24 protein-coding genes are annotated in these 24,622 nt (G+C 61.7%); 15 read left to right on the top strand and 9 right to left on the bottom strand.

The annotated features are described in order from the left end of the window. Positions 1–68 precede the first annotated feature (68 nt). The 9 genes from hisI to BLW03_RS14625 all read left to right on the top strand — a co-directional run bounded on the left by hisI (position 69) and on the right by BLW03_RS14625 (position 9,792). Positions 69–404: a phosphoribosyl-AMP cyclohydrolase gene (hisI, locus tag BLW03_RS14665; protein ID WP_014787094.1), complete on the top strand. Its 336-nt coding sequence runs from the start codon at positions 69–71 to the stop codon at positions 402–404. A 107-nt stretch (positions 405–511) separates the two neighbouring features. Beyond that, positions 512–1,387: an ATP phosphoribosyltransferase gene (gene hisG, locus BLW03_RS14660; protein ID WP_074654733.1), complete on the top strand. Its 876-nt coding sequence runs from the start codon at positions 512–514 to the stop codon at positions 1,385–1,387. 147 nt (positions 1,388–1,534) lie between these two features. After that, positions 1,535–2,800, top strand: a complete 1,266-nt coding sequence (gene hisD / locus BLW03_RS14655) for a histidinol dehydrogenase (protein WP_074654732.1) — start codon at positions 1,535–1,537, stop codon at positions 2,798–2,800. Then, entirely contained in the window at positions 2,797–4,020 is a 1,224-nt protein-coding gene (locus BLW03_RS14650) for a pyridoxal phosphate-dependent aminotransferase (RefSeq protein ID WP_074654731.1), read from the top strand. The genes hisD and BLW03_RS14650 overlap by 4 nt, the downstream gene beginning before the upstream one ends. Before the next feature lie 46 nt (positions 4,021–4,066). Next, the gene (hisB, locus tag BLW03_RS14645) at positions 4,067–4,702 is read left to right on the top strand and encodes an imidazoleglycerol-phosphate dehydratase HisB (protein ID WP_074656043.1); all 636 of its coding nucleotides are present in this window, start codon (positions 4,067–4,069) and stop codon (positions 4,700–4,702) included. 9 nt (positions 4,703–4,711) lie between these two features. Beyond that, positions 4,712–5,320, top strand: coding sequence for an imidazole glycerol phosphate synthase subunit HisH (hisH, locus tag BLW03_RS14640; RefSeq protein ID WP_074656042.1), 609 nt, complete (start codon positions 4,712–4,714; stop codon positions 5,318–5,320). A 172-nt stretch (positions 5,321–5,492) separates the two neighbouring features. Further along, positions 5,493–6,278, top strand: coding sequence for an imidazole glycerol phosphate synthase subunit HisF (hisF, locus tag BLW03_RS14635; RefSeq protein WP_074654730.1), 786 nt, complete (start codon positions 5,493–5,495; stop codon positions 6,276–6,278). Between the two features lie 27 nt (positions 6,279–6,305). Then, positions 6,306–9,011 carry an MGH1-like glycoside hydrolase domain-containing protein gene (locus BLW03_RS14630; protein WP_074654729.1) on the top strand — a complete coding sequence of 902 codons (2,706 nt, stop codon included), beginning with the start codon at positions 6,306–6,308 and terminating at the stop codon, positions 9,009–9,011. A 79-nt stretch (positions 9,012–9,090) separates the two neighbouring features. Then, complete coding sequence (locus BLW03_RS14625) at positions 9,091–9,792, top strand: 1-(5-phosphoribosyl)-5-[(5-phosphoribosylamino)methylideneamino]imidazole-4-carboxamide isomerase (RefSeq protein ID WP_074654728.1); 702 nt, start codon at positions 9,091–9,093, stop codon at positions 9,790–9,792. Positions 9,793–9,824: 32 nt separating this feature from the next. Here the strand turns inward: BLW03_RS14625 and BLW03_RS14620 are convergent, their stop codons facing one another. The 3 genes from BLW03_RS14620 to BLW03_RS14610 all read right to left on the bottom strand — a co-directional run bounded on the left by BLW03_RS14620 (position 9,825) and on the right by BLW03_RS14610 (position 12,582). Next, positions 9,825–10,307, bottom strand: coding sequence for a response regulator (locus BLW03_RS14620; protein ID WP_083350552.1), 483 nt, complete (start codon positions 10,305–10,307; stop codon positions 9,825–9,827). Then, positions 10,291–11,457 (bottom strand): two-component system sensor histidine kinase NtrB, encoded by a 1,167-nt coding sequence (locus BLW03_RS14615; protein WP_074654727.1) that lies wholly within the window; start codon positions 11,455–11,457, stop codon positions 10,291–10,293. The genes BLW03_RS14620 and BLW03_RS14615 overlap by 17 nt, the downstream gene beginning before the upstream one ends. 87 nt (positions 11,458–11,544) lie before the next feature. Next, on the bottom strand, positions 11,545–12,582 hold the full coding sequence (locus BLW03_RS14610; protein WP_074654726.1) for a VWA domain-containing protein: 1,038 nt from the start codon (positions 12,580–12,582) through the stop codon (positions 11,545–11,547). A 203-nt stretch (positions 12,583–12,785) separates the two neighbouring features. Here BLW03_RS14610 and BLW03_RS14605 point away from each other — a divergent pair, with 203 nt between their 5' ends. Both BLW03_RS14605 and BLW03_RS14600 read left to right on the top strand, forming a co-directional pair. Further along, positions 12,786–14,123 (top strand): VWA domain-containing protein, encoded by a 1,338-nt coding sequence (locus tag BLW03_RS14605; protein ID WP_244502101.1) that lies wholly within the window; start codon positions 12,786–12,788, stop codon positions 14,121–14,123. 9 nt (positions 14,124–14,132) lie between these two features. After that, the gene (locus BLW03_RS14600; protein WP_074654724.1) at positions 14,133–15,020 is read left to right on the top strand and encodes a DMT family transporter; all 888 of its coding nucleotides are present in this window, start codon (positions 14,133–14,135) and stop codon (positions 15,018–15,020) included. A 96-nt stretch (positions 15,021–15,116) separates the two neighbouring features. On the opposite strand, the gene BLW03_RS14595 is transcribed toward BLW03_RS14600, so the two are convergent. Both BLW03_RS14595 and tatA read right to left on the bottom strand, forming a co-directional pair. Further along, complete coding sequence (locus tag BLW03_RS14595; RefSeq protein WP_074656040.1) at positions 15,117–15,923, bottom strand: polyphosphate kinase 2 family protein; 807 nt, start codon at positions 15,921–15,923, stop codon at positions 15,117–15,119. A 102-nt stretch (positions 15,924–16,025) separates the two neighbouring features. After that, entirely contained in the window at positions 16,026–16,256 is a 231-nt protein-coding gene (gene tatA / locus BLW03_RS14590; RefSeq protein ID WP_074654723.1) for a twin-arginine translocase TatA/TatE family subunit, read from the bottom strand. A gap of 206 nt (positions 16,257–16,462) precedes the next feature. Here tatA and BLW03_RS14585 point away from each other — a divergent pair, with 206 nt between their 5' ends. Continuing rightward, complete coding sequence (locus BLW03_RS14585; protein WP_074654722.1) at positions 16,463–17,215, top strand: hypothetical protein; 753 nt, start codon at positions 16,463–16,465, stop codon at positions 17,213–17,215. A 69-nt stretch (positions 17,216–17,284) separates the two neighbouring features. Here the strand turns inward: BLW03_RS14585 and glgC are convergent, their stop codons facing one another. From glgC to BLW03_RS20890, 3 genes are all read right to left on the bottom strand, one after another. Next, on the bottom strand, positions 17,285–18,538 hold the full coding sequence (gene glgC, locus BLW03_RS14580) for a glucose-1-phosphate adenylyltransferase (protein ID WP_074654721.1): 1,254 nt from the start codon (positions 18,536–18,538) through the stop codon (positions 17,285–17,287). 180 nt (positions 18,539–18,718) lie between these two features. Then, on the bottom strand, positions 18,719–19,027 hold the full coding sequence (locus tag BLW03_RS14575; RefSeq protein ID WP_074654720.1) for a hypothetical protein: 309 nt from the start codon (positions 19,025–19,027) through the stop codon (positions 18,719–18,721). Between the two features lie 145 nt (positions 19,028–19,172). Further along, positions 19,173–19,316 carry a hypothetical protein gene (locus tag BLW03_RS20890; protein ID WP_212733202.1) on the bottom strand — a complete coding sequence of 48 codons (144 nt, stop codon included), beginning with the start codon at positions 19,314–19,316 and terminating at the stop codon, positions 19,173–19,175. 139 nt (positions 19,317–19,455) lie between these two features. Between BLW03_RS20890 and BLW03_RS14570 the strand changes: the two genes are divergently transcribed. After that, positions 19,456–19,911, top strand: coding sequence for a hypothetical protein (locus tag BLW03_RS14570; RefSeq protein ID WP_139285215.1), 456 nt, complete (start codon positions 19,456–19,458; stop codon positions 19,909–19,911). Here BLW03_RS14570 and BLW03_RS14565 read toward each other — a convergent pair. Then, positions 19,908–20,630: a hypothetical protein gene (locus tag BLW03_RS14565; RefSeq protein WP_212733201.1), complete on the bottom strand. Its 723-nt coding sequence runs from the start codon at positions 20,628–20,630 to the stop codon at positions 19,908–19,910. The two genes, BLW03_RS14570 and BLW03_RS14565, sit on opposite strands and share 4 nt — an antisense overlap. 102 nt (positions 20,631–20,732) lie before the next feature. On the opposite strand from BLW03_RS14565, the gene gcvT reads away from it, so the two are divergent. Beyond that, positions 20,733–21,893: a glycine cleavage system aminomethyltransferase GcvT gene (gene gcvT, locus BLW03_RS14560; RefSeq protein ID WP_074654717.1), complete on the top strand. Its 1,161-nt coding sequence runs from the start codon at positions 20,733–20,735 to the stop codon at positions 21,891–21,893. 84 nt (positions 21,894–21,977) lie between these two features. Further along, positions 21,978–24,011, top strand: coding sequence for a tetratricopeptide repeat protein (locus BLW03_RS14555; protein WP_074654716.1), 2,034 nt, complete (start codon positions 21,978–21,980; stop codon positions 24,009–24,011). The last annotated feature ends 611 nt before the right edge of the window (positions 24,012–24,622 follow it).

Here is a 24,622-nt window from a genome sequence, read left to right as displayed (position 1 = left end):
ATGCTCACCGGCGGGCTTTGTTATGTCCGCCAGCTCCCATCGAAATCGGCATAACCCAAGAGGATTTGATGAACGACGTAACGATTGACTTCGCCAAGGCAGACGGCCTCGTCCCCGGCATCGTGCAGGACGCAAAGACCGGTGAGATGCTGATGCTTGGCTTCCTCAACGAAGAGAGCTACCGTCGCACGCTGGAAAGCGGCTTCGTCACCTTCTGGTCGCGCACCCGCAGCAAGCTGTGGATGAAGGGCGAGACCAGCGGCAACCGCCTGCGCATCATCAGCGCCAGCACCGATTGCGACAACGACGCCCTCCTCTTCAAAGTAGAAGTCGAAGGCGACGGCCTGGTCTGCCACGAAGGCACCGTAAGCTGCTTCACCAAGCCGATCGAGACCGCGAAGTAGCCACCAGACCGGGCGCCCCATTCTTTGCGAAGCAGAGGGTGGGGCCAGCGGCAAAGCCGCTCCATCGCGCAGAGCGCGACCAACAACGATCCAGACGGAGAACGAACGTGAGCAACACACTGAAACTCGGCATCCCCAAGGGCTCGCTCCAGGACGCGACCATTGACCTGTTCAAACGCGCCGGATGGCAGATCAGCCCCAGCGGCCGCAGCTACTTCCCCGCCATCAACGACCCCGAAATCGAATGCATGCTCGTCCGCGCGCAGGAGATGGCACGCTACGTGGAGAGCGGCGCACTCGACGCCGGCCTCACCGGCAACGATTGGGTCCTCGAGAACCTCTCGGACGTTGACCGCATCACCTCGCTCACCTACTCCAAGCAGTCGCGCCAGAAGGTGAAGTGGGTTCTCTGCGTGCCGGAAGACTCGCCCTTTCAAAGGCCGGAAGACCTGGAAGGCAAGGTCATCGCGACCGAGCTGGTCGAGTACACCAAGCGCTACTTCAAGGAAAAGAACATCAACGTCAAGGTTGAATTCAGCTGGGGCGCCACCGAAGTCAAGCCGCCCATGCTCTGCGACGCCATCGTCGAAGTCACCGAAACCGGCAGCTCCCTGCGCGCGAACCGCCTGCGCATCATCGACCTGTTGATGGAGAGCGAGACACAGCTCATCGCGAACAAGTCCGCCTACACCGACCCGTTCAAGAAGCAGAAGATCGACAACCTCGCCCTCATGCTCAACGGCGCCATCAATGCGCTCTCGCAGGTCGGCCTGATGCTGAACGTACCCAAGAGCAACCTCGACGAGATCCTCTCGCTCCTGCCCGCACTGTCGTCGCCCACCGTCTCGCATTTGAAGGATGAGAACTGGGTTGCAGTGAACACCATCCTCGACGAAACCGTCGTCCGCGAAGTGATCCCGAAGCTGAAGGCAGCAGGCGGCAGCGGTATCGTCGAGTACCCGCTGAGCAAGGTCGTTCTGTAAGACTCGCCTTCGGAGCGGCTCGAGTTATGCGGGCTGAAGGCCCGCGACTTCCTAGCCCAGGGCTACGCCCTGGGTTGAGGACACCGCGAAACATGCGGGCTGTAGGCCCGCGCCAAAGTGCCGGCGAACAGGCACCAGGAGCACACCATGAAGCTCATCAAGACCACAGGCCGCAACGCGAAAGACGCCTACGCACTTCTCGCAACGCTCGAACGCCGCGGCGCCGTGAAGACGGCGGAGGTTGAACCAACCGTCCGCAAGATCATGCTGGAAATCCAGAAGAAGGGCGACAAGGCGCTGCTGAAGTTCGCAGAGAAGTTCGACTCCCTGCAGGGCCACCTCCGCGTCACCGCCGGCGAGATGCTCGACGCATGGAACGCCACACCCGAACCGCTGCAACAGGCCATGCAGATCGCCGCGGAGAACATCCGCAGCTTCGCCGAGCAGCAGAAGCCCGACGAGTGGACCACCGAGAACACGCCCGGCGTCACCGTAGGACAGATCATCCGCCCACTGGAATCCGTCGGTTGCTACGTTCCCGGCGGTCGCTATCCCCTGCCCTCCACGCTGCTGATGACCACCATCCCCGCAAAGGTCGCGGGCGTGGAGCGCATCGTCGTCTGCAGCCCAAAGCCCGCGCGTGAGACGCTCGCCGCGGCGCACCTCGCAGGTGTGACCGAGATGTACCGCACCGGCGGCGCACAGGCGATCGCCGCCATGGCTTACGGCACCGAGACGATCGCGCGCGTCGACAAGATCGTCGGCCCCGGCAATCTCTACGTCACGGCAGCAAAGATCATCGCAAGCACCGAATGCGGCATCGACATGCCCGCAGGACCGACGGAGATCGTCGTCACCAGCCAGGTCGGCGATGCAGCCGGTATCGCGGCCGACCTCGTCGCACAGGCCGAGCACGATCCCGAAACGCTTGCCGTCCTTATCACTGCCGACTCGCAGCTCGCGAAGCAGGTTGCGACCGAAGTGAAGGAGCAGGTGAAGAACAACAAGCTGGCGCAGGTCTCCATCAAGGCGCGCGGCACCATCTTCCTCTGCGGCTCGGTCGAAGAGGCACGCTTCATCACCAACCGCCTCGCACCCGAGCACCTCACCGTCGACAGCGTCGAAGACCTCGCATGGGTGAAGAACGCGGGCTCGGTCTTCATCGGCAACTACTCGCCACAGAGCATGGGCGACTACATCAGCGGACCCAACCACGTGCTGCCCACCGGCCGCGTCGGACGCATGCGCGGCGGCCTCAGCATCAATGACTTCCTGAAGGTCATCACCGTGCAGAACTACACGGCCGCAGGCCTCGCCAAGCTTGGCCCACACGCCATCGCACTCGCCGAAGCTGAAGGCCTTACGGCCCACGCGCAGAGCGTGCGCGTCCGCATGAAAGCAGGCAAGCGATGAGCACCGAAACAGCCACTAAACCGGGTGCCCCACGTCTCGCTTCTGAGACGTGGGTTGACATCCAACCGCGCCGCGCCATCCTCGCAATGCCGGAGTACCACCCGCCGCTCGCGGGTCGCAACGGCCTGCGCCTGGACTTCAACGAGAACACCCACGCACCCTCGCCACGGGTGCGCGAAGCACTCGGCAAGATCACGCTCGAAGGCTTCACCATCTATCCCGAGCGCGCGCCCGTCGAAGCCGTCGTTGCACAGCACCTCGGCCTCAAGCCCGAGCAGGTGCTGCTGACCAACGCCGTCGACGAAGCCATCCACATCGTCTGTTTCACCTTTCTCGAAGAGGGCGACGAGTGTCTCTTCGCCGTGCCCTCGTTCTTCATGTACGACGTCAACGCCATGGGCATGGGTGCGAAGCTTGTCCGCGTGCAGGCCGACGACACACTCGCCTTCCCATACGAGCGCATCCTCGCGAGCATCACCCCGAAGACCAAGCTCATCATCCTGACCACGCCCAACAATCCCACCGGCGCCGTCATCACGCGTGAGCAGATCCACACCATCGCCAAGGCCGCGCCACACGCGGTGATCCTCGTCGACGAAGCCTACTTCCACTTCCACGGCGACACCGTCATGGGCGACTTAGTGGAAGCAACAGAACCGGGTGCCCCATACACACGCGAAGCGGGTGTGTGGGTTCCACAGAACATCCTCGTCGCAAGAACCTTCTCTAAGGCCTACGGCCTCGCGAACCTGCGCGTCGGTCTGCTCGCCGGACCAGTTAACCTAATGAACCATCTGCGCAAGGCAAGCTCGCCCTACAACGTCAACGGCGTAGCGCTCGCCGCGGTCGAAGCCTGCATCGGCGACACGGAATACATCGACTGGTACGTCCAGCAGATGCATGAAGGTCGCGCGCGCATTGAGAAGGCTCTCGACAACATGAAGGTCCCGCGCTGGCCTTCCCACGCAAACTTCGTTCTGATGCACATCGGCCCGCGCCACAAGCAGTTTGTCAACGAGATGCGCGCTCGCAACATCCTCGTCCGCGACCGTTCCGCCGACCCCGGCCTCGACGGCTGCGTGCGCCTCACCGTCGGCCTGCCCGACCAGGTCAGCATGGGCATCCAGGCACTACGCGACGCACTGGGCAGCATGAACTGGCAGCCCGCCGAAGTCATCAAGCCAGAGACCGAGCCTAAGGAGACACCCGAATATGAGTAACCCCGAAAACGCCAGCGACATCCACCTCATGCCGAACGCCGAACTGATGCCGGGCCCGGGTCTGCCGCAGACGCACGCAGCAGATGGCCGTGAGCCGCGCATCGGCACCATCGATCGCGCCACCACCGAAACCCAGATCAAGCTGACGCTGAACCTCGACGGCCAGGGCACCTACAACGTCCGCACCAGCATTCGCTTCTTCGACCACATGCTCGAACTCTTCACGCGCCACGGCGGCTTCGATCTCGACCTCGTCTGCAACGGCGACCTTGACGTCGACCAGCACCACACCGTCGAAGACGTGGGCATCGCACTCGGCGAAGCCTTTGACAAGGCGCTCGGCGACAAGAAGGGCATCCTGCGCGCAGGCTACTTCGTCATGGCCATGGACGAGACACTCGCCGTCGCCGCCATCGACCTCAGCGGGCGCACCGGGTACGTTGTGGACGACCAGGTCAACGTGCCACTCGTCGGCGACTTCCAGACCGAACTCGTCACCGACTTCTTCGACGGCTTCGCCCGCGGCGGCCGCTGCAACGTCCACGTCAAGACCATGTACGGCCGCAGCAACCACCACAAAATCGAAGCCATCTTCAAAGCCTTCGCCCGAGCCCTCCGAGGAGCCGTAAGCCGCGACGAACGCATGAAGGATCTGCTGCCGAGCACCAAGGGGCTGCTGTAGGTGAGTGCCATGATCCAGGTCATCGACTACAAAGCGGGCAATCTCACCAGCGTCGTCAAGGCGCTCAACTTCCTCGGTGCAGAAACGCACATCACACAGTCGCCCGACGACGTGCGCAACGCCGACAAGATCGTCCTCCCCGGCGTCGGCCACTTCCGCGCCACGCAACTGCTGCATGACCTGCAACTGACCGAAGCAACGCGCGAGGCCATCGCACGCGGCGTTCCCTTCCTCGGCATCTGCGTGGGCCTGCAGTGGCTCTACAACGGCTCCACCGAGGCGGACAGCACCGACGGCCTGTGTAACTTCAACGGCCAGTGCGAGCGCTTCCCTGCGATTTACAACGGCGAAGAACTCAAGAGCCCGCACGTCGGCTGGAACTCCCTCGAAGACATCCGCCCAGACTCGAAGTTGCTGCGCGGCATCTCGCCCGGAGCGTTCGTCTATTACACCCACTCCTGGCGAGCCCCCGTGGACGCCGACACGGCAGCCACTACCAGCTATGGCGGCGCCTTCACCGCAGCCGTAGAACGCGATAACGTGATGGGCGTGCAGTTCCACCCGGAAAAATCCGGCGATACCGGACTGCAGTTACTTCGTAACTTCGTGGAGCTATAAACGTGGACACCCACGAAAAGACCGGGTGTCCCAGCTTCGCGAAGCTAAGGTGGACCAGCGCCAGCGGCGCTCTATCGCGCAAAGGGCGACTTCTTTCGGAGGGGCATGGCTTCAGCCATGCCATCCGGCACACTAAGACAGACCGGGCTTTAGCCCCTGAGGGAACGCCCGCATGCTGACTAAACGAATCATCGCCTGCCTCGACGTACGCGGAGGCCGCGTCGTCAAGGGCATCCAGTTCGTCGACATCATCGACGCCGGTGACCCGGCCGAGCTCGCACACCGCCACGCCGCTGCCGGTGCGGACGAGATCGTGCTGCTCGACATCACGGCCACGCACGAAGGACGCGGCACACTCCTCGAAACGGTCAAGCGCACCGCGGAGAAGCTCTTCATCCCCTTCACCGTCGGCGGCGGCATTCGCTCCGCAGAAGACGCCGAGAGCGTCTTCCTCGCAGGCGCGGACAAGGTCAGCATCAACTCCTCCGCCATCGCGCGACCCGAACTCATCGGCGAGATCGGCGCCTCCTTCGGCGCACAGGCCGTCATCGTCGCCATCGACGCGAAGCGCAACGCGGACTCAAGCGATCCCATCGGCGACGCCGAAGTCTACGTCAGTGGTGGCCGCAAGAACACCGGCCTCAAGGTCGTCGACTGGGCCATGGAAGCCGAGCAGCGTGGTGCGGGCGAGATCCTGCTGACCAGCATGGACTCCGACGGTCGTCGCACGGGTTTCGACGATGCGCTGACCGCACGTGTCTCGCAGGCCGTTCAAATCCCCGTCATCGCCAGCGGTGGCGCCGGCAACGCGCAACACTTCGTGAACGTCTTCAGCCACGGACCCAATGGTGGTAAGGCAGACGCCGCGCTCGCAGCCAGCATCTTCCACTTCGGCATTACGGACTCGTGGTCGCTGAAACGTCAACTACAGGAATGTGGCATACCCGTCCGTATGTAGCACAGCAGACACTTGAGACAATTGTCTATGTCTCACACAACTGCGGAAGACCGTCGGCTAGAACAGAATCGCACGCGCGAGAAGAACTGGCAGCGCTGGGGCACCTACCTGCCCGAGCGGCAGTGGGGCACGGTGCGCGAGGACTACTCCGCCGACGGCAACGTCTGGACCAGCTTCCCGTATGAGATGGGGCAGTACCGCGCCTACCGCTGGGGTGAGGATGGCCTGCTGGGTTGGACCGACCGCCAGTGCCGGCTGTGCTTCTCCACCGCGCTGTGGAATGGCCAGGACTCGCACCTGAAGGAACGCCTCTTCGGCCTCGGCAACCAGGAGGGCAATCACGGCGAAGACGTCAAGGAGCAGTTCTACTACCTGGACGCCACGCCCACGCACAGCTACTGCAAGGCGCTGTACAAGTATCCGCAGCGTGCCTTTCCGTATGACGATCTGCGAGCCGAGAACAAGCGCCGCGGCTACAACGATCTGGAGTATGAGCTACTCGACACCGGCATCTTCGATGAGAGCCGTTACTTCGATGTCCTCATCGAGTATGCCAAGGCAGACGACGAAGACACGCTGATCCGTATCACCGCGTCCAACCGCGGGCCCGACGCGGCGCTGCTGCACCTGCTGCCAACACTCACGCTGCGCAACAACTGGTCCTGGCGCAACCTTGAGGCAACGGGCAAGACGCGGCCCATCATTCGCAGGCGTTCCAATCACGGCGTACGCGCCGTCCACAAGATCCTTGGCACCTATAACTTCTACGCACTCACGGGCAGTCCGCTTGCCGCAAGCGAGATGGTCTTCACCGAGAATGACAGCAACCTGAATCGGCTCGATCCCTCGTACAGCGGCGATGCGCACTACAGCAAGGATGGCTTCGATCGCTACCTTGTCCACGGCGACAAGCAGGCGGTAAAGGCGAATGAAGGCACGCGCTGCGCGCTGCTGTTTCAGGACACGATCCCCGCAGGAGAAAGCCGCACCATCTATCTGCGCCTCGTACGCCTGCCCACGGCAGACAAGCCGCAGCCACCCCGCATTGAAGCCGCCGCGGCAGCCGAGATCTTCGCACAGCGCATTGCCGAAGCCGACGAGTTTTACGCGGCACACATTCCGAAGGAAGCAACAACGGAAGAGTGCAACGTCTCGCGCCAGGCCTATGCCGGCCTGCTGTGGTGCAAGCAGTTCTACTACTTCATCGCACAGCAATGGATGAGTGGCGATCCGGCACAGGTGACGCCGCCACCGCGCAGCAAAAAGTCTGAGGAGTGGCGGCATCTGTTTTGTCGCGACATTCTCTCGATGCCGGACAAGTGGGAGTATCCGTGGTTCGCCGCATGGGACACCGCCTTCCACATGATCCCCATGGCGCACATCGATCCGGAGTTTGCGAAGAACCAACTCCTGCTGCTGTTACGCGAGTGGTACATGCACCCGAACGGACAGATGCCTGCCTATGAATTTGCGTTTGGCGACGTCAATCCGCCGGTGCATGCGTGGTCCGTGTGGCACATCTATCGCATGGGCGTCGACAAGAAGGGCAACGGCGATATCGAGTTTCTCGAGCGTGCCTTTCAGAAGTTGATGCTGAACTTCACATGGTGGGTCAACCGCAATGACGAGGCGGGTCGCAACCTTTTCGGCGGTGGATTTCTCGGTCTGGATAACATCGGCGTCTTCGACCGTTCCGTCGCGTTGCCGGACGATGTCTGCCTGCACCAGGCCGACGGCACAGCGTGGATGGGCCTCTACTGCTCCGTCATGCTCACCATGGCGCTGGAGCTCGCGCAGAAGCGCTCCTGCGCCTATGAGGACATCGCGAGCAAGTTTTTCGAGCACTACATCTCCATCATCGACGCCATCAACTCCGTCGATGGGAACGGCCTGTGGGATGAGGACGAGGGCTTCTACTTTGATCGTCTGGAAAAGGCGGGTAGTCCCCCAGTCTCATTGAAGGCGCGCTCCATTGTCGGCATCGCACCGCTCTACGCCGTCTGCATTCTGAAGCGGGATACCGTGAAGGATCTGCACGACTTCAAAAAGCGGTCTGACTGGTTTCTCGACTACAAGACAGAGCTTTCGGATTATGTGGCGACGTCGAGGGATGGCGGCCGCGAGATCGATGGCTCCCGCTGGATCGCCATCGCCCCACGCGAACGCATGGAACGTATTCTGCGCCGCGTCTTCGATGAGTCGGAATTCCTGTCGCCACACGGCATTCGCGGTCTCTCGCGCCAGCATCTTGAGGCGCCGTTTGAAACCGAGTTAAACGGACAGAAGTTCTCTGTAAAGTATGTCCCGGCAGAGGGCGACAGCGGCATGTTCGGCGGCAACAGCAACTGGCGTGGCCCCGTCTGGTTCCCCATGAACATGCTGCTCATCACCGCGCTGGAACGTTATTACCTGGTCTATGGCGAGTCCTTCAAAATGGAGTATCCGTCGGGCAGCGGCCAGCAGAAGACAATGGTCGAGATCTCCGAAGACATCTCTCGCCGCATGGTGAACCTCTTCCTGCCGGACAAGGACGGCTACCGGCCCAGCCACGGCAGGGAACATCGGTATGCGACCGATCCTTACTGGAAGGACCTTGTGCTGTTCAGCGAGTACTTCGATGGCGACACCGGCCGCGGTGTCGGCGCATCGCACCAGACGGGCTGGACTGCCCTTGCCGCAACGCTCATCCACGCCCTCTACACACGGCGTGAAGTGCGCAATCGAGCGCAGTAGCGGCACATCTGCAAGAATTGCAAAGGCGCAACCACGCCGATCAAGCCGCGACGGCATGCGTTAGGAGCAAGACAGCAGGATGTTGATTCCATCGATTGATTTGATGAACGGCCAGATCGTTCAACTGGTGCAGGGCGAGAAGCTGAAGCTGGCCTTTGACGACTTTGAGTACTGGATCACGCGGTTTGAGAAGTACCCGCTAGTGCAGCTGATCGACCTGGACGCCGCCATGCGGCAGGGCGACAACCGCAAGCTCATCCAGCAGTTCACCAGCAGGCTCACTTGCCAGGTGGGCGGCGGCCTGCGCACGGCGGACGATGGCAAGGCCATGCTGGACCTGGGAGCGAAGCGCGTCATCTACGGCTCGACACTCTTCGGTGGCGACAACCCGGCTGATCGCAAGCGTCACCCCATCATGAATCTCGACTTCGCCGCGTCCCTGAACAAGGCGTTGGGAGAGGAGCAGCTTGTCTTCTCCGTCGATACCAAGGGCGGCAAGGTCGCCGTGAAGGGCTGGAAAGAGCAGGTCGACCTGACCCCGGAAGAAGCCGTCACCTGGCTTGAGAATGACTGCGCCGCGTTCCTCTACACGCACGTGGATACCGAAGGCACAATGAGTGGCTTCCCCATTGACGTTGCGGCGATCCTGCGTGCCTGCACGGCGAAGCAGTTGATCGTTGCGGGCGGCATTAAGGAACAGAAAGAGATCGACGACCTGGATGCGATGGGCGTGGATGCCGTCGCAGGCATGGCCGTCTACAGCGGAGCCATGAACGCCTAGCGAAGACGTAACACGGCTGACGGCGCGGGCCGTCAGCCTCGCGCTTCCAGGCTTCGAAGTTGCATGATCAGCTTCTCAGGATGAATGGGCTTGGCGGCCACCGCAAACGCTGTTCCATTCGACTTCTGCCATGCCTGCGCCTGGTGAGAGCCGGCCTGTCCGGAGATGAGCATCACCCGGATCGATGGAAAAATGCGTTCCATTGCGAGCGCCAGCTCGACGCCGTTCAGCTTCGGCATCATCACATCCGTAAGCAGGTAGTCCGGCCGGAAGACCTCCGCCAGATCTAACGCAGCGGCTCCGCTGTACGCACAAAACGCGTCGAAGCCATGCATGTTCAGGATCTGCGTCAGGGTGTCGGCGATCAGGCGTTCATCATCGACGACAAGCACCCGTGGCAGATGTGTTTCGCGCCTGGGGTCTGCGTGGTTTTCGTCCCCAAGCGGCATCGGACTTTCTCCGACGACACCCGGTGTGAGGCCGTAATCCGTTGGCATTTCATAGTGGTGAAGCATGGCCGTCCCTTTCGATCCGAGCGTCGGAAAGTTCAAGCTGGGAGTCAGTACTGTCGGGCAGGAAAATACTAAAACAGGTCCCGTGATCTTCCGGACCTGTGTTGCTGGTAACGGTAATCGTTCCGCCGTGCGATTCCACGAGCTGGCGCGAGATCCATAGACCGATCCCGGTTCCGCGCTGCTCTTTCGTTGTGAAAAACGGCTCGAAAATCTTTGCGATCTGATCCTCAGCAATGCCGGTACCGCGGTCCATGAACTCCACCCTCAGACCGGCGCGGCCGGAGACCGTCACCGAGTTGATCTCGATGGCAATCTCGCCACCGTCCGGCATGGCATCGATGGCGTTCGCCAGCAGGTTCGCAAACACCTGCGAGATCTCGCCGCGGCGAACGGCGATGGGCTGTGCGGGATAGTAGTTGCGACGGACCGCGATGCGGCCGTGCACCAGCTTCGAGCGGTACACCGTGAGTACATCATCCACAAGCTTCGAAAGGTGCTCGCTGGCCGCCTTGGTCGACTCTCGAAAGTAGCCCAGCGTCTGGCGCGAGATCAGCGAAACGCGTTCGATCTCCTGCTCCGCCACGGCCAGATGCGCGCGAACCGTGGCGCTTACCGATGGATCCAGCCGCGCCAGGTAGATCAAGTTCATGATCGATTCCAGCGGATTGTTGATCTCATGCGCAATGGTCGCAGCCATGCGGCCCGCAATGACCAGCCTTTCCGTCTGCAGCAGAAGGCGTTCCATCTCCTTGCGCGAACCGATCTCACGCGCAATCTTGGAGGCGCCGACGACCCGCCCGTCCGCATCGCAAATGGGCGAGATGGTCAGCGAAAGCTCAATGCGCTTGCCGCTCTTGCTCAGGCGGGTGGTCTCGTAGTGCTCGATCCGCTGGCCCGAGCGCAGACGGGCGATCAGGTCGGCTTCTTCCCCGACCAGTTCCTCCGGAACGAGCCGAAGGATCGACGAGCCAATAATCTCCTCAGGCTGGTACCCGAAGATCCGTGTGGCTGCCGCGTTCCAGCTGGTAATGATGCCGTCCAGGTTCTTCGACAGGATGGCGTCGTCGGACGACTCCACAATCGAAGCAAGGAGCGCCTGCGTGGGCAGCGGCGAGGCGACAGGCGGGCGAGATCCGTTCGGACTATTCAAAGAATGATCCCTCGTATCTGGGAACGAATGTAAGAACCCCAACACGCGACGGTCTACCCGTTATGCAACATATCCCGGATGGCTTCACTATTCGGTGTTCGAGTCTGCCATGGCGTAATACCCCTTGCGTGCCTGGATTTTCACGTCCTTGCCGCAGCTGATCGCGATGTTCCGGAAGGTCCCGTCGAAGGTCTGGTTTTTGGGCGTATAGCTGACCAGGTACTGCGTGCGAAGCTCGTCGCTGATCTGTGCGAATGCATCATCGAGCTTCTTCGCATTATGCCCGATATTGATGACGCGGCCACCGGTCTCCTTCGCCAGGCGGTCCATATCGCCCGCAGGATTGCCGAAGGTATACCCACCCATGCCGAAGCCACCCGAGTCACTGATGAGAATCACGTAGATGATTGCGTTCGCCTTCTGCGCGGACTCAATCGCTTCCTTCAGCTTCACCTGGCTGCCCTGGTCGCCGCCGTCTGTCAGCATGACGATCACCTTTCGCCCTGCCTCGTCGTGCAGCTTTTCATGGGTTGCGAGGTAGACGGCGTCGTACAGCAGCGTGCCCTTCGGCGTCACGTTGCCGGTGACCGAGCCAGTGCCTGCACCAGTGTTGATGCGCGCCTTGTTCATGGCGCGGCGCAGCTCAGACGTACTGTTGGTGTAGTCAGCGAGCAGGTCTACGTTGATGTCAAAGGAGATCAGAAACGCCTCGTCCTTCGGCGTCATCATGCCCTTCAGGAACTGCGCGCCGCTCTCCTGCTCCAGCGGCAGCACGTTCTCCTGCGATCCGCTGGTGTCCAGCAGGATGCCGATCGTCAGCGGCAGCTTCTTCTCCTGGGTGAAGTTCTTGATGGTCTGCGGAACCTTGTTTTCGGTGATCTCGCAGTCTTCCTTCTTCAGTCCGGTCAGATAGCCGCCCTTGTCCTGCGCGGAGAAGTACGTGTTGACGAGGTTCACGCGCACGCGGAGCGTCTGGCCCTCTTCGATCTCCCGCTCCGCCGGTGGCGGCGCCTTGCTGGCCGGTGGGGGGCCGCCGGGAGAGGGTGCCTCCTGCGCGAAGGTGCACGGGGCAACAGCAGTGGTAAAGAGAGACAGGCCAAGGAAGGCGAGCGGGAGGGTGCGCATAAGTCATTGGACGGTGGAGCGGCGTCGCTGGTCTACGGAATCCTTCGGCAGGTCCGCGCTATTCCCCGTCAGACCGTCCAACGACAACGAACCGGAGCCCCGGAGCGTCCAACGGAACGATGCTGCAGCGGCGTCCGCCTTCAGACTGATAGTCTGGAGAGCGCGTGGTTTGCGGGTTTGTATCTGTGGAGGAGTCTGTTTTGGTGAAGCTTGGTTGGGCGGCAGCGGTAATGATCGTGAGTTTGGCAGCAACATCGCCCGCGCTTGACGCGCAGGCCGCGGTGAACGGCTCACAGGCAATCCCCGATAGTCCGCGTCCGCAGACCATTCCGAACGCCGTGGGCATCGCCCCGGGCAAAGGCGCGCCGGCGAGCACCAGCGCCCCCGCGGATGACAACGGCGGCATTACGCCAGGCGCGGCACTGCCGTCGCAGGCACCCGCCCCCGACCTGGTGAACGAAGCCGCGCCGGACATCGCTCCGGAGCTCGGACCGGGTGGCCGCGTGACCACCCTCCGCACCAACGTCAACTTCATCCAGGTCCCTTTCACCGTGAAGGACAAGAAGGGCCAGCTGGTTCCCGCACTCACATGGCGCGATGTCCGCGTCTTCGAGAACGGCGTGCGGAAGCACCTGAGCCTGTTCACCAGCGATCCCTATCCGCTCTCCGTCGCGTTCGTCATCGACCAGTCGCTTCCCTTCCAGGTGATGACCAGCGTCAACACTGCCTTGGGCGCGCTGCAGGGCGCCTTCACGCCGTATGACGAGATGGCGATCTTCACTTACAACAACGGTACCAACATGCGCACGGACTACACCGGCGCGCAGAGTGCCCGCATCGGCGCCATCCTCGAACGGTCCAAGTCCACAGGCCGCGAGGCCTACCTGGGATCACCCGGCGGCCCCCTGTCGCAGACGATCAACATCAACAATCACAACTTCGATCCGAACACTGCGGCAAACCGCAATTCGCCGAACGCCACCTTCCAGGCGCCTCCGAAGGAAACGCACGCTCTGAACGATGCGATCTTTGCCGCCGCGCAATCGCTCGCCAAGCGCCCGGACAGCCGCCGTCGCATGATCTACGTCGTCAGCGATGGCAAGGAAATGGGTTCCAAGGCGACCTTCAAGGACAACATCCGCTTCCTGCAGACGAATAAGATCGCCGTGTACGCAACGGTAGTCGGCGACTCGGCAACGCCGTATGTCGGTTTTCTCGACCACTATCACATTCCCTTCACCATGAAGGAGAACATCCTGCCGCAGTACACCGCGCAGACGGGCGGCGAAGCCGTATCGGAGTACCGCGTACGCGGTATTGAGGAAAGCTTCGCCAAGATCGCCGAAGACGTTCGCGTGCAGTACACGGTCGGCTACTACTCCAACGAGCCCATTACCGACGCGAAGTTCCGCACCGTGGAAGTGCAGGTCATGCGTCCAGGCCTGGATGTGATCGCCAAGAAGGGCTACTACCCGACACCGGAGAACACCATGCGTTCTGGCGGCAGCACACCAGCTGCATCGCGTCCTCCCGCGAAGTAACCGGCCCAAATGCACCTGTTTGAGGCGAACGCTGTCCTCGGTCTGCTCGCCGCTGCCCTCTGGGGTGGCGGCGACTTTGCTGGGTCCATCGCCGTCAAGCGCGCCGGCGGTGCAATTCGCGGCGCCCTCTCGGTCATCCTGATCGGCCATCTGCTAAGCCTCGCCGTCGTATCCGCGCTCGCCACGCACGCAGGCGATACCTTCCCGCACGGCGCGCCGCTCTGGTGGGGCATCTGCGGCGGCGCCATCTCCAGCATCGCCCTGGTGGCCTTCTATATCGCACTTGCCAGTGGACACATGGGCTCTGCCGCAGCCGTCAGCGGCCTGCTGTGTGCTGCGGTCCCCGCCATCGTGTCTGGAGTGACCGAGGGCGCGCCCGGTTGGCGCAGGCTGCTGGGCTTCGCTCTCGCGGGCGCGGCGATCTGGCTGATCGCCAGCGCCAGCACGCACGGTGAGACCGCCTCACGACGTGCGGTGGTACTCGCCACACTCAGCGGCCTGGGGTTCGGCATCTACTTTGTCTCACTCAAGCTCGCGGGCACGGCGGGCGTCCTGTGGCCCATGGGCTCGGCACGCATCGGCAGCGCGGCCACGGCAGCTGTCCTGCTGGCGGGAATGACCTTTCTGTCGCGAGGTGCAGCTTCCGGCTCAGAGAACGGTCACCGTATGAAAACCCTGATCTGGATCGTCGGTGGCGCAGCTCTGGATACCTGCGGCAACCTGAGCTTCCTCGCCGCCACACGCGCAGGTCGCCTGGATGTCGCGGCGGTGCTGGCGTCGATCTATCCGGCGTCCACGATCCTGCTGGCGGCCGCAGTGCTGAAGGAACGGACATCCACCCGGCAGCGCTGGGGCATGTTGCTGGCGCTGCCCGCGGTTGTGCTGATCACGCTGTAGCGCTGGAACAGAAATCATTGTCCGTCGCCCACGTCATCCTGAGCGGAGCGCAGCAACAGCAATCTCCGCTCAAGATGACAAGTCCGCGGCGATGCCCTACAGCTTCAGCGTAGAGACATCCACGCTTACCGCCGGATACTTCAACTTCATCCCGTCCATGGCGTCCGCAAGGATGTTCGAGATGGCCACGTTGCGGAACCACTTGTTGTCTGAGGGGATCACGAACCACGGAGCGTGCTTGTGGCTGGTGTGCGTGAAGATCTCCTCGTAGTAGCGCTGGTAATCTGGCCAGAACTTCCGTTCTGCGAAGTCCGATGCAGATAGTTTCCAGTGCTTGGACGTGTCATCGCTGCGGGACTGCAGGCGGCGCTTCTGCTCTTCCGGGGAAATGTGCAGGAAGAACTTCAGCACAGCGATGCCGTTGTCGACCAGCATGGACTCGAAGTCATTGATCTGCTGCATGTGCTCCATGGCGGTCTTGTCCTTCATGTGGCCATGAACCCGCGGAGACAGCACGTCCTCGTAATGCGAGCGGTTGAAGATGCCGATCATGCCGCGTTGCGGCACGGCGAAGTGACAGCGCCAAAGAAAGTCGTGGTGCGCCTCCAGCGGCGTTGGCACCTTGAATGGCGTTACATCGCAGCCCTGCGGATTGACACCTGAAAAGATATGCCGGATGGTGCCATCCTTGCCCGCGGTATCCATGCCCTGCAGCACGATAAGCAATCCACGCTCGGCGCCTGCGTAAAGGACCTCCTGCAGCTTGTCGAGCCGGTCACGATGCTTCTCCAGGTCGATCTTGGCGGCATCCTGATCCTTGTACTTGCCGGTGTCGCTGGGATCGTGCTGCTTCAGGCGAACCTTCGTATGCGGCGGAATCAGGTAGGGCGAACGGATCTTCAAGGTTTTGTGCTCACTTTCCAATGCTTCTGAGACGAATAGAAACAGCAAAGGCACAGGAGGATGCCCTGTGCCTTGCAAAACGCTTGGAAGTGTTGCGCCTTCTTACTTCGCGACGGTTTCCTTGGATTCCGACTTCGTCTCAGTCGGCGTCGGCGTCACGATGTGCGCGTCATTCTTGGCATCGTCGGTCACGCCCTTCAGGCCTTCCTTGAAGCCCTTCAGACCTTCGCCGAGACCTTTGCCAAGCTCCGGCAACTTCTTGCCGCCGAAGAAAACCACCACTACCAGGCCGATGATGAGCAGGTGCATGGGCTGGAACAGATCGTTGAGCATGGCAGAACCTCCGGTGTGTACAGGGCGCGCGAAGCCGCGTGCAGTCACCCTGATTGTCGCACAAACGACGCCTTCCGGTGGGCGCAAGACGGCAGGATGGAAGCCCTACGGTATATCCTGAAAACAGCAGCATCCACCTGCAGACCTGCGCCGCTTCTGGCGCCAGTGTGCGGAACCGCTCCGGGTGCTGCGTGCAGTGGAGGAACATGCTTATTTCCCGTCCCCGGCCGCGTTCCGCCGGGTCGCTTCAGCCGGTCGTTTCCGGGCCGCAACATTCGATTCAACCGGCATCGGGCACCACGTTCCGCACCCTGGTTCTTACCGGACTTTGCGCCCTCGGCTTCGTCGCCGCCGCAAACGTTGCGCGCGCGCAGGACACCTTTCGGCCGCCACCACCGGTTACCTACACCGAGAAGTATGAAGTCTACGGTGGCATCAACTTCATGAACGGCCAGGCCGGTCAGGATCTGCCCAAGCGCTACAACATGGCGGGCGGTGAAGTGATGGGCACCTACTGGCTGACGCCGAAGTACGGTGTGGCCGCGGATGTTCGCTGGGAGGGCGGCACAACGCCCGTTCTGCCGGCAGCCCAGTCGACCTCCCCCAGCGTCCAGACACGGCCCTTCGTCTCGCAGACCATCTACATGGGAGGCCTGCACTACCACCTGACCGGGAACCAGCTGGTGGGAATGAACCTGCACGCGCTGGCCGGTGCAGCTTCCGGCAATTTTGATCACAGCAACCCCGGCCTGCCCTCGTCCACCTTCTTCAACGCTACCGGCCTGTATACCAACCGGACCTCCGCCATGGGCGTTGCGGGTGCCAGCTTCGACTTCAACCGGTCGTCGCGACTCGCCCTGCGCATCTCGCCGGAGATCGTCTTCGAGCACTTCGGCAATGAACTGCGTGAGTTCGTCTATGTCTCGGGCGGCGTGCTGTATCGCTTCGGCAACCGCTAATTCGTTCCTGCACACGACAAAGGCCCGGACAGTGTCCGGGCCTTCCTTCGTTCTGGGTGCTGGAATGGCTTACATCGTCTGCATGAACTCGGGACTTACCGGGTTCTCGTAGTGCGAGCCATCGCGCGTCACGACCGTCAGGCCGCTGGGCGTTACGTGGTACTTCTTGCGGTCCTCCGCCTGGTCGTAACCGATGACGGTACCGTCCGGAATGTGGCAATCGCGATCGATAATGCAACGGCGAATACGGCAGTGGCGACCGATGTTCACGTGCGTAAAGATCACGGAAGAATCAATGTCCGAGAACGAATTCACGCGCACATCCTGCGACAGCACGCTGCCTCGCACCGCTGAACCCGAGATGACGCAGCCCGGCGAAACAACCGAGTTGATTGCCATACCGGTACGGCCCATCTCGCCGAAGACGAACTTCGCCGGCGGATACTGCGTGGGACGCGTACGCATCGGCCAGCTCTTGTCATAGAGATTGAAGATCGGCGACACGGATGCGATGTCGAGGTTCGCCTCGTAATAGGCGTCGAGCGTACCCACGTCGCGCCAGTAGAGAGCCTCTTTACGGTTCTCATCGACAAAGTTGTACGCAGCGACCTTGTACCGGCCCAGCAGCTTCGGCAGGATGTTGTGGCCGAAGTCGTGCTTGGAGTCGTTATCTTCGGCATCCGCCAGCAGTTCCGGCAGCAGCACGTCCGTGTTGAAGATGTAGATGCCCATCGAGGCATCCACCTTCTCCGGATTAAAGGGCGAGCGCACGTTCGTGGTCTTCGGCTTCTCCTGGAAGCCGATCACCTCGCCCTTGCTGCTGACCTCCACGACACCGAAGCCCGCGACCTCATTCGGGTCGACCGGCAGTGTTGCGATGGTGCACGCTGCGCCCGTAGCGCAGTGGTGCTCCATCATCTTGCCGTAGTTCATCTTGTAGATATGGTCGCCCGACAGGATGATCACGTACTTCGGCTCTTCCGAACCGATGGAGTAGATGTTCTGGTAGACCGCGTCGGCAGTGCCCTGATACCAGTTGCGGTTCACGCGCTGCATGGGCGGCAGGATCTCGATGAATTCACCGAGTTCGTTCGCCACCACCGGCCCCCAGCCTTCGCGAATGTGCCGATTGAGCGACAGCGCTTTGTACTGCGTCATGATGTAGACCCGGCGCAGGTCGCTGTTAATGCAGTTGGACAGCGTGATGTCGATGATGCGGTATTGTCCACCAAAGGGTACGGCCGGTTTGGCGCGGTCTTTGGTCAGTGGGAACAAGCGTTCGCCGGCACCGCCAGCCAACAGCACTCCAAGTGTGTCCTTCATGTCAGTTCCCCAGGTGTCGCCTTTGTATCCGATTAATGCTCGCCGAAAGACTAGCGACGAGGCACCGCTTCCGCAAGTCTCGGCTTACACAACGTCGATAGGATGCGAAAAGGACGTTTGGGGAAACGTCTCTCTTCCGCATGAGGATTGTGTTAACGGGCGAATACCGGCTACTGCCGGTTATGGCTCATCCGGCGCGTCTTCCGCGGCATCTTCTGTTCCGGTCTCTTCCGGCAGCGAGATGCGCAGCGACTTGAGGAAGCTGACATCGTTGCGTGTAAAGGTGCCGTCCGCGGCTGCCTCTTCGTCCGCCTCAGCCTCTTCCTCTGAGACCTCGTTGAGGCCAATGGTCGCTTCCAGCATCAGCAGAACGTCGAAGCCCTCTTCGCGGATCTCGCGCACCACGCCGGAGATCTGCTCCGACTCCGATACGGATTCGTGGATGGCCTCGCCCAGTTGTTGGATCAACTCCTTGATGCGTCCGTTCATTGCCACCCCCTTCTCGCCTGCGCGGCGCCCTGCGTCACTCGATGGACCGGCGCCGCACCGTTGCCGGCGTGGCATTCCTGCAGTGTTCTAACACTACCCGCACTGCTCACGCATCGCAATTCGTATCGCGCGAGCAGGCGGGCGCCTAAGCACGCGTGTGGTGGTCGGCCCAGGCGCTTTCAAGCTGGTGAGCAAGGTTCTCCACTGGCTGCACGCGCTTTGCATTCATCACGATCCAACCAGCCGTTGCCGCACACACGCCGCCAATTATCATCATCCAGCTCTTCATCCAATGCTCCTGTCTAACCCGTTGAACTACGCCCTGAGGCGCACGCTACCTTGCAGCGATAGGAGGGTTGGATGCACGTGGTGTCAGGACGGTGCCTGAGCGAGGTACGGCGGTCGCTCCGGGACCGTAGAATCGATGCATGGATCGTGTCCGGCTGGGGCGAGTACTGGGACGTGGCGCTCGAATGGCCGCCCAAACGGCGGTAGAAGCCGTTCAGGCTGCCGCTGCTCCTGAGCCCGTCAAAACCACCCAGCCGCGAACCGTCGCGCGACCATCGCAGCCGGTCGTCCTGCCCCCGCAAGCCTCACAACGCGCGAGCACGACATCCACCCGTGCCGTGCAGGCCGCATCCGCTGCCAGAGCCGGCATGGCATCGCCTCTGAAGGCGGCCTCAAAAGCACTCTGGCATGAGGTAACCGGCAGCTTCTTCGCCCTCTTCGCGGCGTCGTTCACCATTGCGGTCTGGCACACGCGTGCGAACGCCGTCAGCGCAGCGCCAAATGATCGCTACCGCTTCTACGCGTTCTGCGTGCTTGCCCTGCTGTTCGCTTACTTCAGCGTCAGCAGCTTCCTGCTGGCGAAAAAACGCGGCTAGCGGATCCGTTTTTTCTTCTTCGTGGAATCCAGATTCTGACCGGCGGATACTTCATCCTTCGCCTTCGGTCCTCCACCATCGATGGTGAAGTCGTAGACTACCAGATTGCCCGTGGTGCTGGCGCTGCGCTGCACAGGCAGCAGAGCGTATTCGCCCGGAGTCAGTGGCGTCTTCGGCAAGATGCGCAGCCAGCCCTCCGCCAGCGACTCTGCCGTCGTGCACAGCACTGGCGGCGCGCACACGGTTGCGCCATTGACCTCAGAGAATTTGGGCCGCGTCACCGTGCGTGTGGTGCCATCCAGCGTGATCGGCAACAGCGCCCATCCTGTAGGGATCCCGCGGCCGGAGTCGCCCGTGTTCTCCGTGCGATCGCTTGTGTGAACGAAAAAGATCGGCGAGGCCGAGTGCAGCGGCGTCTTCGACGCCACGCCTTCAATCACCGAGCCGTTGATAGCCGCGTGATGCACCGGCACCAGTACCTGCTTGCCATCCACCGTGTCCAGCACCCATGGCACATTGCCATTCGGAATCCGCAAGCCGGGAGCAACGATCAACTCGCCCTTCTGCACGCTGTAGCTGTCCGCACGAGCGGCCGGAGCGGCCGTGGACGGATTGGGCGGCGCAGCGCCCGGGTCAGCCGTTTGCGCCCGCAGAGACGGCAAGCAGCCGATCAAAGCACCGAATATCAGCGCAGGCACCAGTTGGTCGCGGAGTCGCATCGGCTTCAGCATACGCCCGCCGCTGCGCGCCGCGTTACCATCGAAGCAGGCTTTCCATCGCATCATCGATAGCTTAGACCGCAAAATAGACCCAGAGGATTCATGACCGACGCCGCTGCACACCCACTTCGCCGCACCGCCCTGTTCAACACTCACAAGTCCCTGAAGGCGAAGATGGTCGACTTTGGCGGCTGGGAGATGCCGGTGGAGTACAGCGGCCTGGTCGCGGAGCATAACGCGGTGCGCACCGCCGTTGGCGTCTTCGATGTTTCGCACATGGGCTGCATCCAGCTGCGTGGACCCGGCTCCCTCGACGCCGTACAGAAGCTGCTGATGAATGACGCCAGCAAGCTGCAGGTTGGCCAGGCGCACTACAGCGCCATGCTGACGCCCGAAGGAACCTTCGTCGATGACGTCGTCCTGCACAAGCTCAGCGATAACGACTACCTCATCGTCATCAACGCAGGCACCCGCGAGAAAGACATCCAGTGGGTTCGCCAGACCATCGGCAGCATGCCCTCCGTCCACATCAATGACTTCAGCGACATGTACACGCAGATCGCGATTCAGGGCCCGAAGGCCGCGGAAACGCTGCAGAAGCTGACCGACACCGACCTCTCTGCCATCAAGAACTACTGGTTCACCTGGGGCAAGGTCGCCGGCTATTACAACGTGCTGATCGCGCGCACGGGCTACACCGCCGAAGATGGCTTTGAGATCTACATCCCCAGCGACGAAGCGACCAGCGCCGACGTGTGGCAGAAGGTCTTCGCGGCTGGAGAAGAGTTCGGCATCGTCCCGGCAGGCCTGGGCGCGCGCAACACGCTGCGCCTCGAGGGCAGCATGGCGCTCTACGGCCACGAGATCTCCGACGAGATCAACGTCTTTGAAGCGGGCCTGAACCGTTACTGCAAGCTCGACAAGGAATCCGACTTCGTGGGCAAGGCAGCCCTGCTCGCAGCTTCCACTAGCGAGCCCAAGCGCAAGCTGGTGGGCCTGGAGATGGTCGATCGCGGCATCGCGCGCGACGGCTACCTCGTCCGGACGCTGGAAGGCGAAGAGATTGGCGTCGTCACCAGCGGCTCCCCCTCACCCACGCTAAAGAAGAACATCGCCATGGCCTTCGTGCCGCCCGCGGAAGCAACACTGGACAATGTGGTCGCTGTAGAGATTCGCGGCAACCTGGTGAAGGCAAAGGTTGTGCCGACGCCGTTCTATAAGCGTGTCCGCACACCGAAGCCAGCGGCGGCAGCAACCGCGTAACGTCCGATCCACAAAAAGATCTGCGGGAGTGTGCGGCGCTGCTATATTGGCCGCACATTCCCGCATTCTTTTGTCAGGATCCTGATGCCAGTACGTCTCGGCCAACGGCACTTTCTGCTCACAACGGCTGCACTTCTGCTGCTTGCCATACTGCACACGCTGTGGGCCACCAGCCTCGACAGCTTCACCATTGATGAGCCCTATCACATCACCGCGGGCGCAACCTATCTGCGGTGGGGCGACTATCGCATCAATCCGGAACATCCTCCGCTCGTGAAGCTGGTCGCCGCGCTGGCCGAGCCGGCGTCCGTACTGCACATCGCGCCCTTCACACCGCTGAACGACAAGTATCAGGAGCGCGTGTACACACAGACCGCCGTGTTCACAGCCAGCGACTATCACCGCGTGCAGCGCAGAGCACGCTTCGCGATGATCGTCTTCCACACTCTCCTGCTTGGCCTTCTGACATGGCTGCTGCGCCGTGTCTTCTCTGCCGCGATGGCACTGGCGACGCTGCTCTTTCTGGCACTGGATCCGACGGTCAGCGCCCACATGCCAGTGGTCATGACAGACCTTCCGGTGGCGCTGCTTGGCACCATCTGCTGCTGCCTGACCGTGCTGGCGCTCCGCTGCCGTCGATGGCTGGACTGGCTGCTGCTCGGTCTTGGCATCGGTCTCTTGCTCGGCACGAAACACTCTGCACCATTGATCGTGCTGCCCCTGCTGACAGGTTCTCTCGCTGTCCTGCTGTGGCAAACCTTCCAGCGGCACCGTGCCGACGGTCCACGACAGTTCGAGCGGCTCTTCGTCGCAGCAGTGCTTGCAATGGCAGTCCTGTGGAGTCTCTACGGGTTCCGCTTCCATGAGAGCCGCGAACGCGACGCGAAGGGCGGCTACGTCGAGACCTACAACCGCCCACTGGATGCGAAGATCCACGACCTTCGCTCGCCCGTTCTGCGAGGTGCGCTGACGACGGCAACGCGACTGCGACTGGTGCCACGCGCTTACCTGTGGGGTTTGGCCGACACGCTGCGCGCCGGTGTCGAGGGCCGCCCGAGCCTGATCCGCGCCTTCGGCCGCGACTACATCGACCACGCGCCATGGTGGATCCCCTTCGCCGACCTGTTCGTGAAGCTGCCGCTCCCCTTCCTTGCGCTCGCAATCGCAGGCATCGTCATGTACGCAGCGCGCAAAGTGCCCGGCAAGATCGCGCGGCCACTCTCTGTGTTCTTTGCCATGCTCATCGTCTTCCTGACGTTCATTGCAAAGAACGGCATCTTCTACGCGGGTTTGCGTCACTGGCTCTTTGCCGTGCCGCTGCTCGCCATCTTCGCCGCGTGCGCCGCCGTCGCCTGTCTGGAACATCCAGGCCGCTTCATACGGGCGATCCCGCTGGCAGCGCTGCTGCTCATCGCCCTGCCGACACTGCCGCAGCGGCGCATCTGGGAATACCACAACATCCTCGCGGGCGGCAGCGGCAATGCCTGGCGCTACTTCGACAACGAGAGCATTGACCTGGGCCAGCGCAGTGATGAGATCGCCGCCTTCTACAAAGCGAACATGGCACCCGTCGATCCGCTCTACGGCTACTGGACGGTACGAGAACAGTTAAAAGCGCAAGGTGTCCGGGAGTGGGAGCCCACACCGGAACAGGTGGCCGACGGCTACGTGACCGGCTGGTTCGTTAGCCGCGCACCCTGGCTGCCCGCACAGAACTGGAAGCACATCGAAATCTTTCGCAACGTGACTCCCGTCGCACGCGTGGGCAATGTCTTCTTCTATAAGGGCCGGTTCTATCTGCCGTTCATGGCAGGTGGCGTTATCAATCGCCAGGCCTTCCGTCTCTTGCAGGAGAAGGACGGGGACCGCGCCAAGGCGGAAGCCTACTTCAAGCGCGGTGTCCAACTGGATCCCGAGGCCACGGGCGCCTTCATCGAACTCGGGAACTTTGCCCTGCTCAGAAAAGATAAATCCGGGGCCCTGACGCATTACCGCGCAGCCGTGAACGCCGAAAAGGACAGCGAAACCGTCCGCCAGGCAATCCGCGACTACATCAAGACCGTGGAAGCACACCCAGTCGGCGAAGTCCCTCCCATGCGTCGCCCCAGCCTGGAGTAGCACCGAAGGCAGCACCTTGACATTCGCCTCACCCGTATGAAAACCGCCAATCCAGACGGAGACGACCTTCGGGTGCCGTCACAGAACTGACTGCCCACCGCAGCAGGTGCCCGGTGCTGACCACCTCGGCGGCTGCCCATCGCTGCCTGCTCAGCGGGTGCCCCATTCATGGCGGCTTTACGTCATAAGTGGGCCTTCGCGCAGAGCGCGAACCTGTCAAAGAGCATGGCTTCAGCCACGCCATTGAACCCGCCGAATACATCCGGCTTCAGCCGCTAAGGGATAGCGGAAGCCACGTCGCTACAAGGGGTACTTCCCCAATTTTGTGACGCGTCCATGCCCGCATCTCTAAATGCTGTCAAGTCCCGGGACCACGCATGTCATTCATTTCATTCGATATAGACTTGGCCGCTGACTTCTCTGCAGTGTCTACAATTGAAGTAGGGCTTCTTGCGCGACCCCGACGGAGGTGGTCGGAAATCACCATAGGAAGTTAAGTCCTTATTTATCTAATGTTTGCGCGCAACCCCTTTGAAATCTAATCTTTGCCGAATCGGGAAACATCAACTCGTTTAGAAAGTAATATTTAGCCCAATCAGGGAGGGGGGTAC

This window comes from Terriglobus roseus, assembly GCF_900105625.1.
Taxonomy (GTDB): Bacteria; Acidobacteriota; Terriglobia; order Terriglobales; family Acidobacteriaceae; genus Terriglobus; species Terriglobus roseus_B.
Note: the sequence above shows the minus strand (reverse complement) of the source record. Positions and strands in the feature narration are given on the sequence as shown.

Bases quoted from the DNA above. Each gene is read 5' to 3' on its own strand.
- hisI (WP_014787094.1), top strand. From the start codon at position 69: ATGAACGACGTAACGATTGACTTCGCCAAGGCAGACGGCCTCGTCCCC.
- hisD (WP_074654732.1), top strand. From the start codon at position 1,535: ATGAAGCTCATCAAGACCACAGGCCGCAACGCGAAAGACGCCTACGCA.
- BLW03_RS14650 (WP_074654731.1), top strand. From the start codon at position 2,797: ATGAGCACCGAAACAGCCACTAAACCGGGTGCCCCACGTCTCGCTTCT.
- hisB (WP_074656043.1), top strand. From the start codon at position 4,067: ATGCCGGGCCCGGGTCTGCCGCAGACGCACGCAGCAGATGGCCGTGAG.
- hisH (WP_074656042.1), top strand. From the start codon at position 4,712: ATGATCCAGGTCATCGACTACAAAGCGGGCAATCTCACCAGCGTCGTC.
- hisF (WP_074654730.1), top strand. From the start codon at position 5,493: ATGCTGACTAAACGAATCATCGCCTGCCTCGACGTACGCGGAGGCCGC.
- BLW03_RS14630 (WP_074654729.1), top strand. From the start codon at position 6,306: ATGTCTCACACAACTGCGGAAGACCGTCGGCTAGAACAGAATCGCACG.
- BLW03_RS14625 (WP_074654728.1), top strand. From the start codon at position 9,091: ATGTTGATTCCATCGATTGATTTGATGAACGGCCAGATCGTTCAACTG.
- BLW03_RS14620 (WP_083350552.1), bottom strand. From the start codon at position 10,307: ATGCTTCACCACTATGAAATGCCAACGGATTACGGCCTCACACCGGGT.
- BLW03_RS14610 (WP_074654726.1), bottom strand. From the start codon at position 12,582: ATGCGCACCCTCCCGCTCGCCTTCCTTGGCCTGTCTCTCTTTACCACT.
- BLW03_RS14600 (WP_074654724.1), top strand. From the start codon at position 14,133: ATGCACCTGTTTGAGGCGAACGCTGTCCTCGGTCTGCTCGCCGCTGCC.
- tatA (WP_074654723.1), bottom strand. From the start codon at position 16,256: ATGCTCAACGATCTGTTCCAGCCCATGCACCTGCTCATCATCGGCCTG.
- BLW03_RS14585 (WP_074654722.1), top strand. From the start codon at position 16,463: ATGCTTATTTCCCGTCCCCGGCCGCGTTCCGCCGGGTCGCTTCAGCCG.
- glgC (WP_074654721.1), bottom strand. From the start codon at position 18,538: ATGAAGGACACACTTGGAGTGCTGTTGGCTGGCGGTGCCGGCGAACGC.
- BLW03_RS14575 (WP_074654720.1), bottom strand. From the start codon at position 19,027: ATGAACGGACGCATCAAGGAGTTGATCCAACAACTGGGCGAGGCCATC.
- BLW03_RS20890 (WP_212733202.1), bottom strand. From the start codon at position 19,316: ATGAAGAGCTGGATGATGATAATTGGCGGCGTGTGTGCGGCAACGGCT.
- BLW03_RS14570 (WP_139285215.1), top strand. From the start codon at position 19,456: ATGGATCGTGTCCGGCTGGGGCGAGTACTGGGACGTGGCGCTCGAATG.
- BLW03_RS14565 (WP_212733201.1), bottom strand. From the start codon at position 20,630: ATGCGACTCCGCGACCAACTGGTGCCTGCGCTGATATTCGGTGCTTTG.
- gcvT (WP_074654717.1), top strand. From the start codon at position 20,733: ATGACCGACGCCGCTGCACACCCACTTCGCCGCACCGCCCTGTTCAAC.
- BLW03_RS14555 (WP_074654716.1), top strand. From the start codon at position 21,978: ATGCCAGTACGTCTCGGCCAACGGCACTTTCTGCTCACAACGGCTGCA.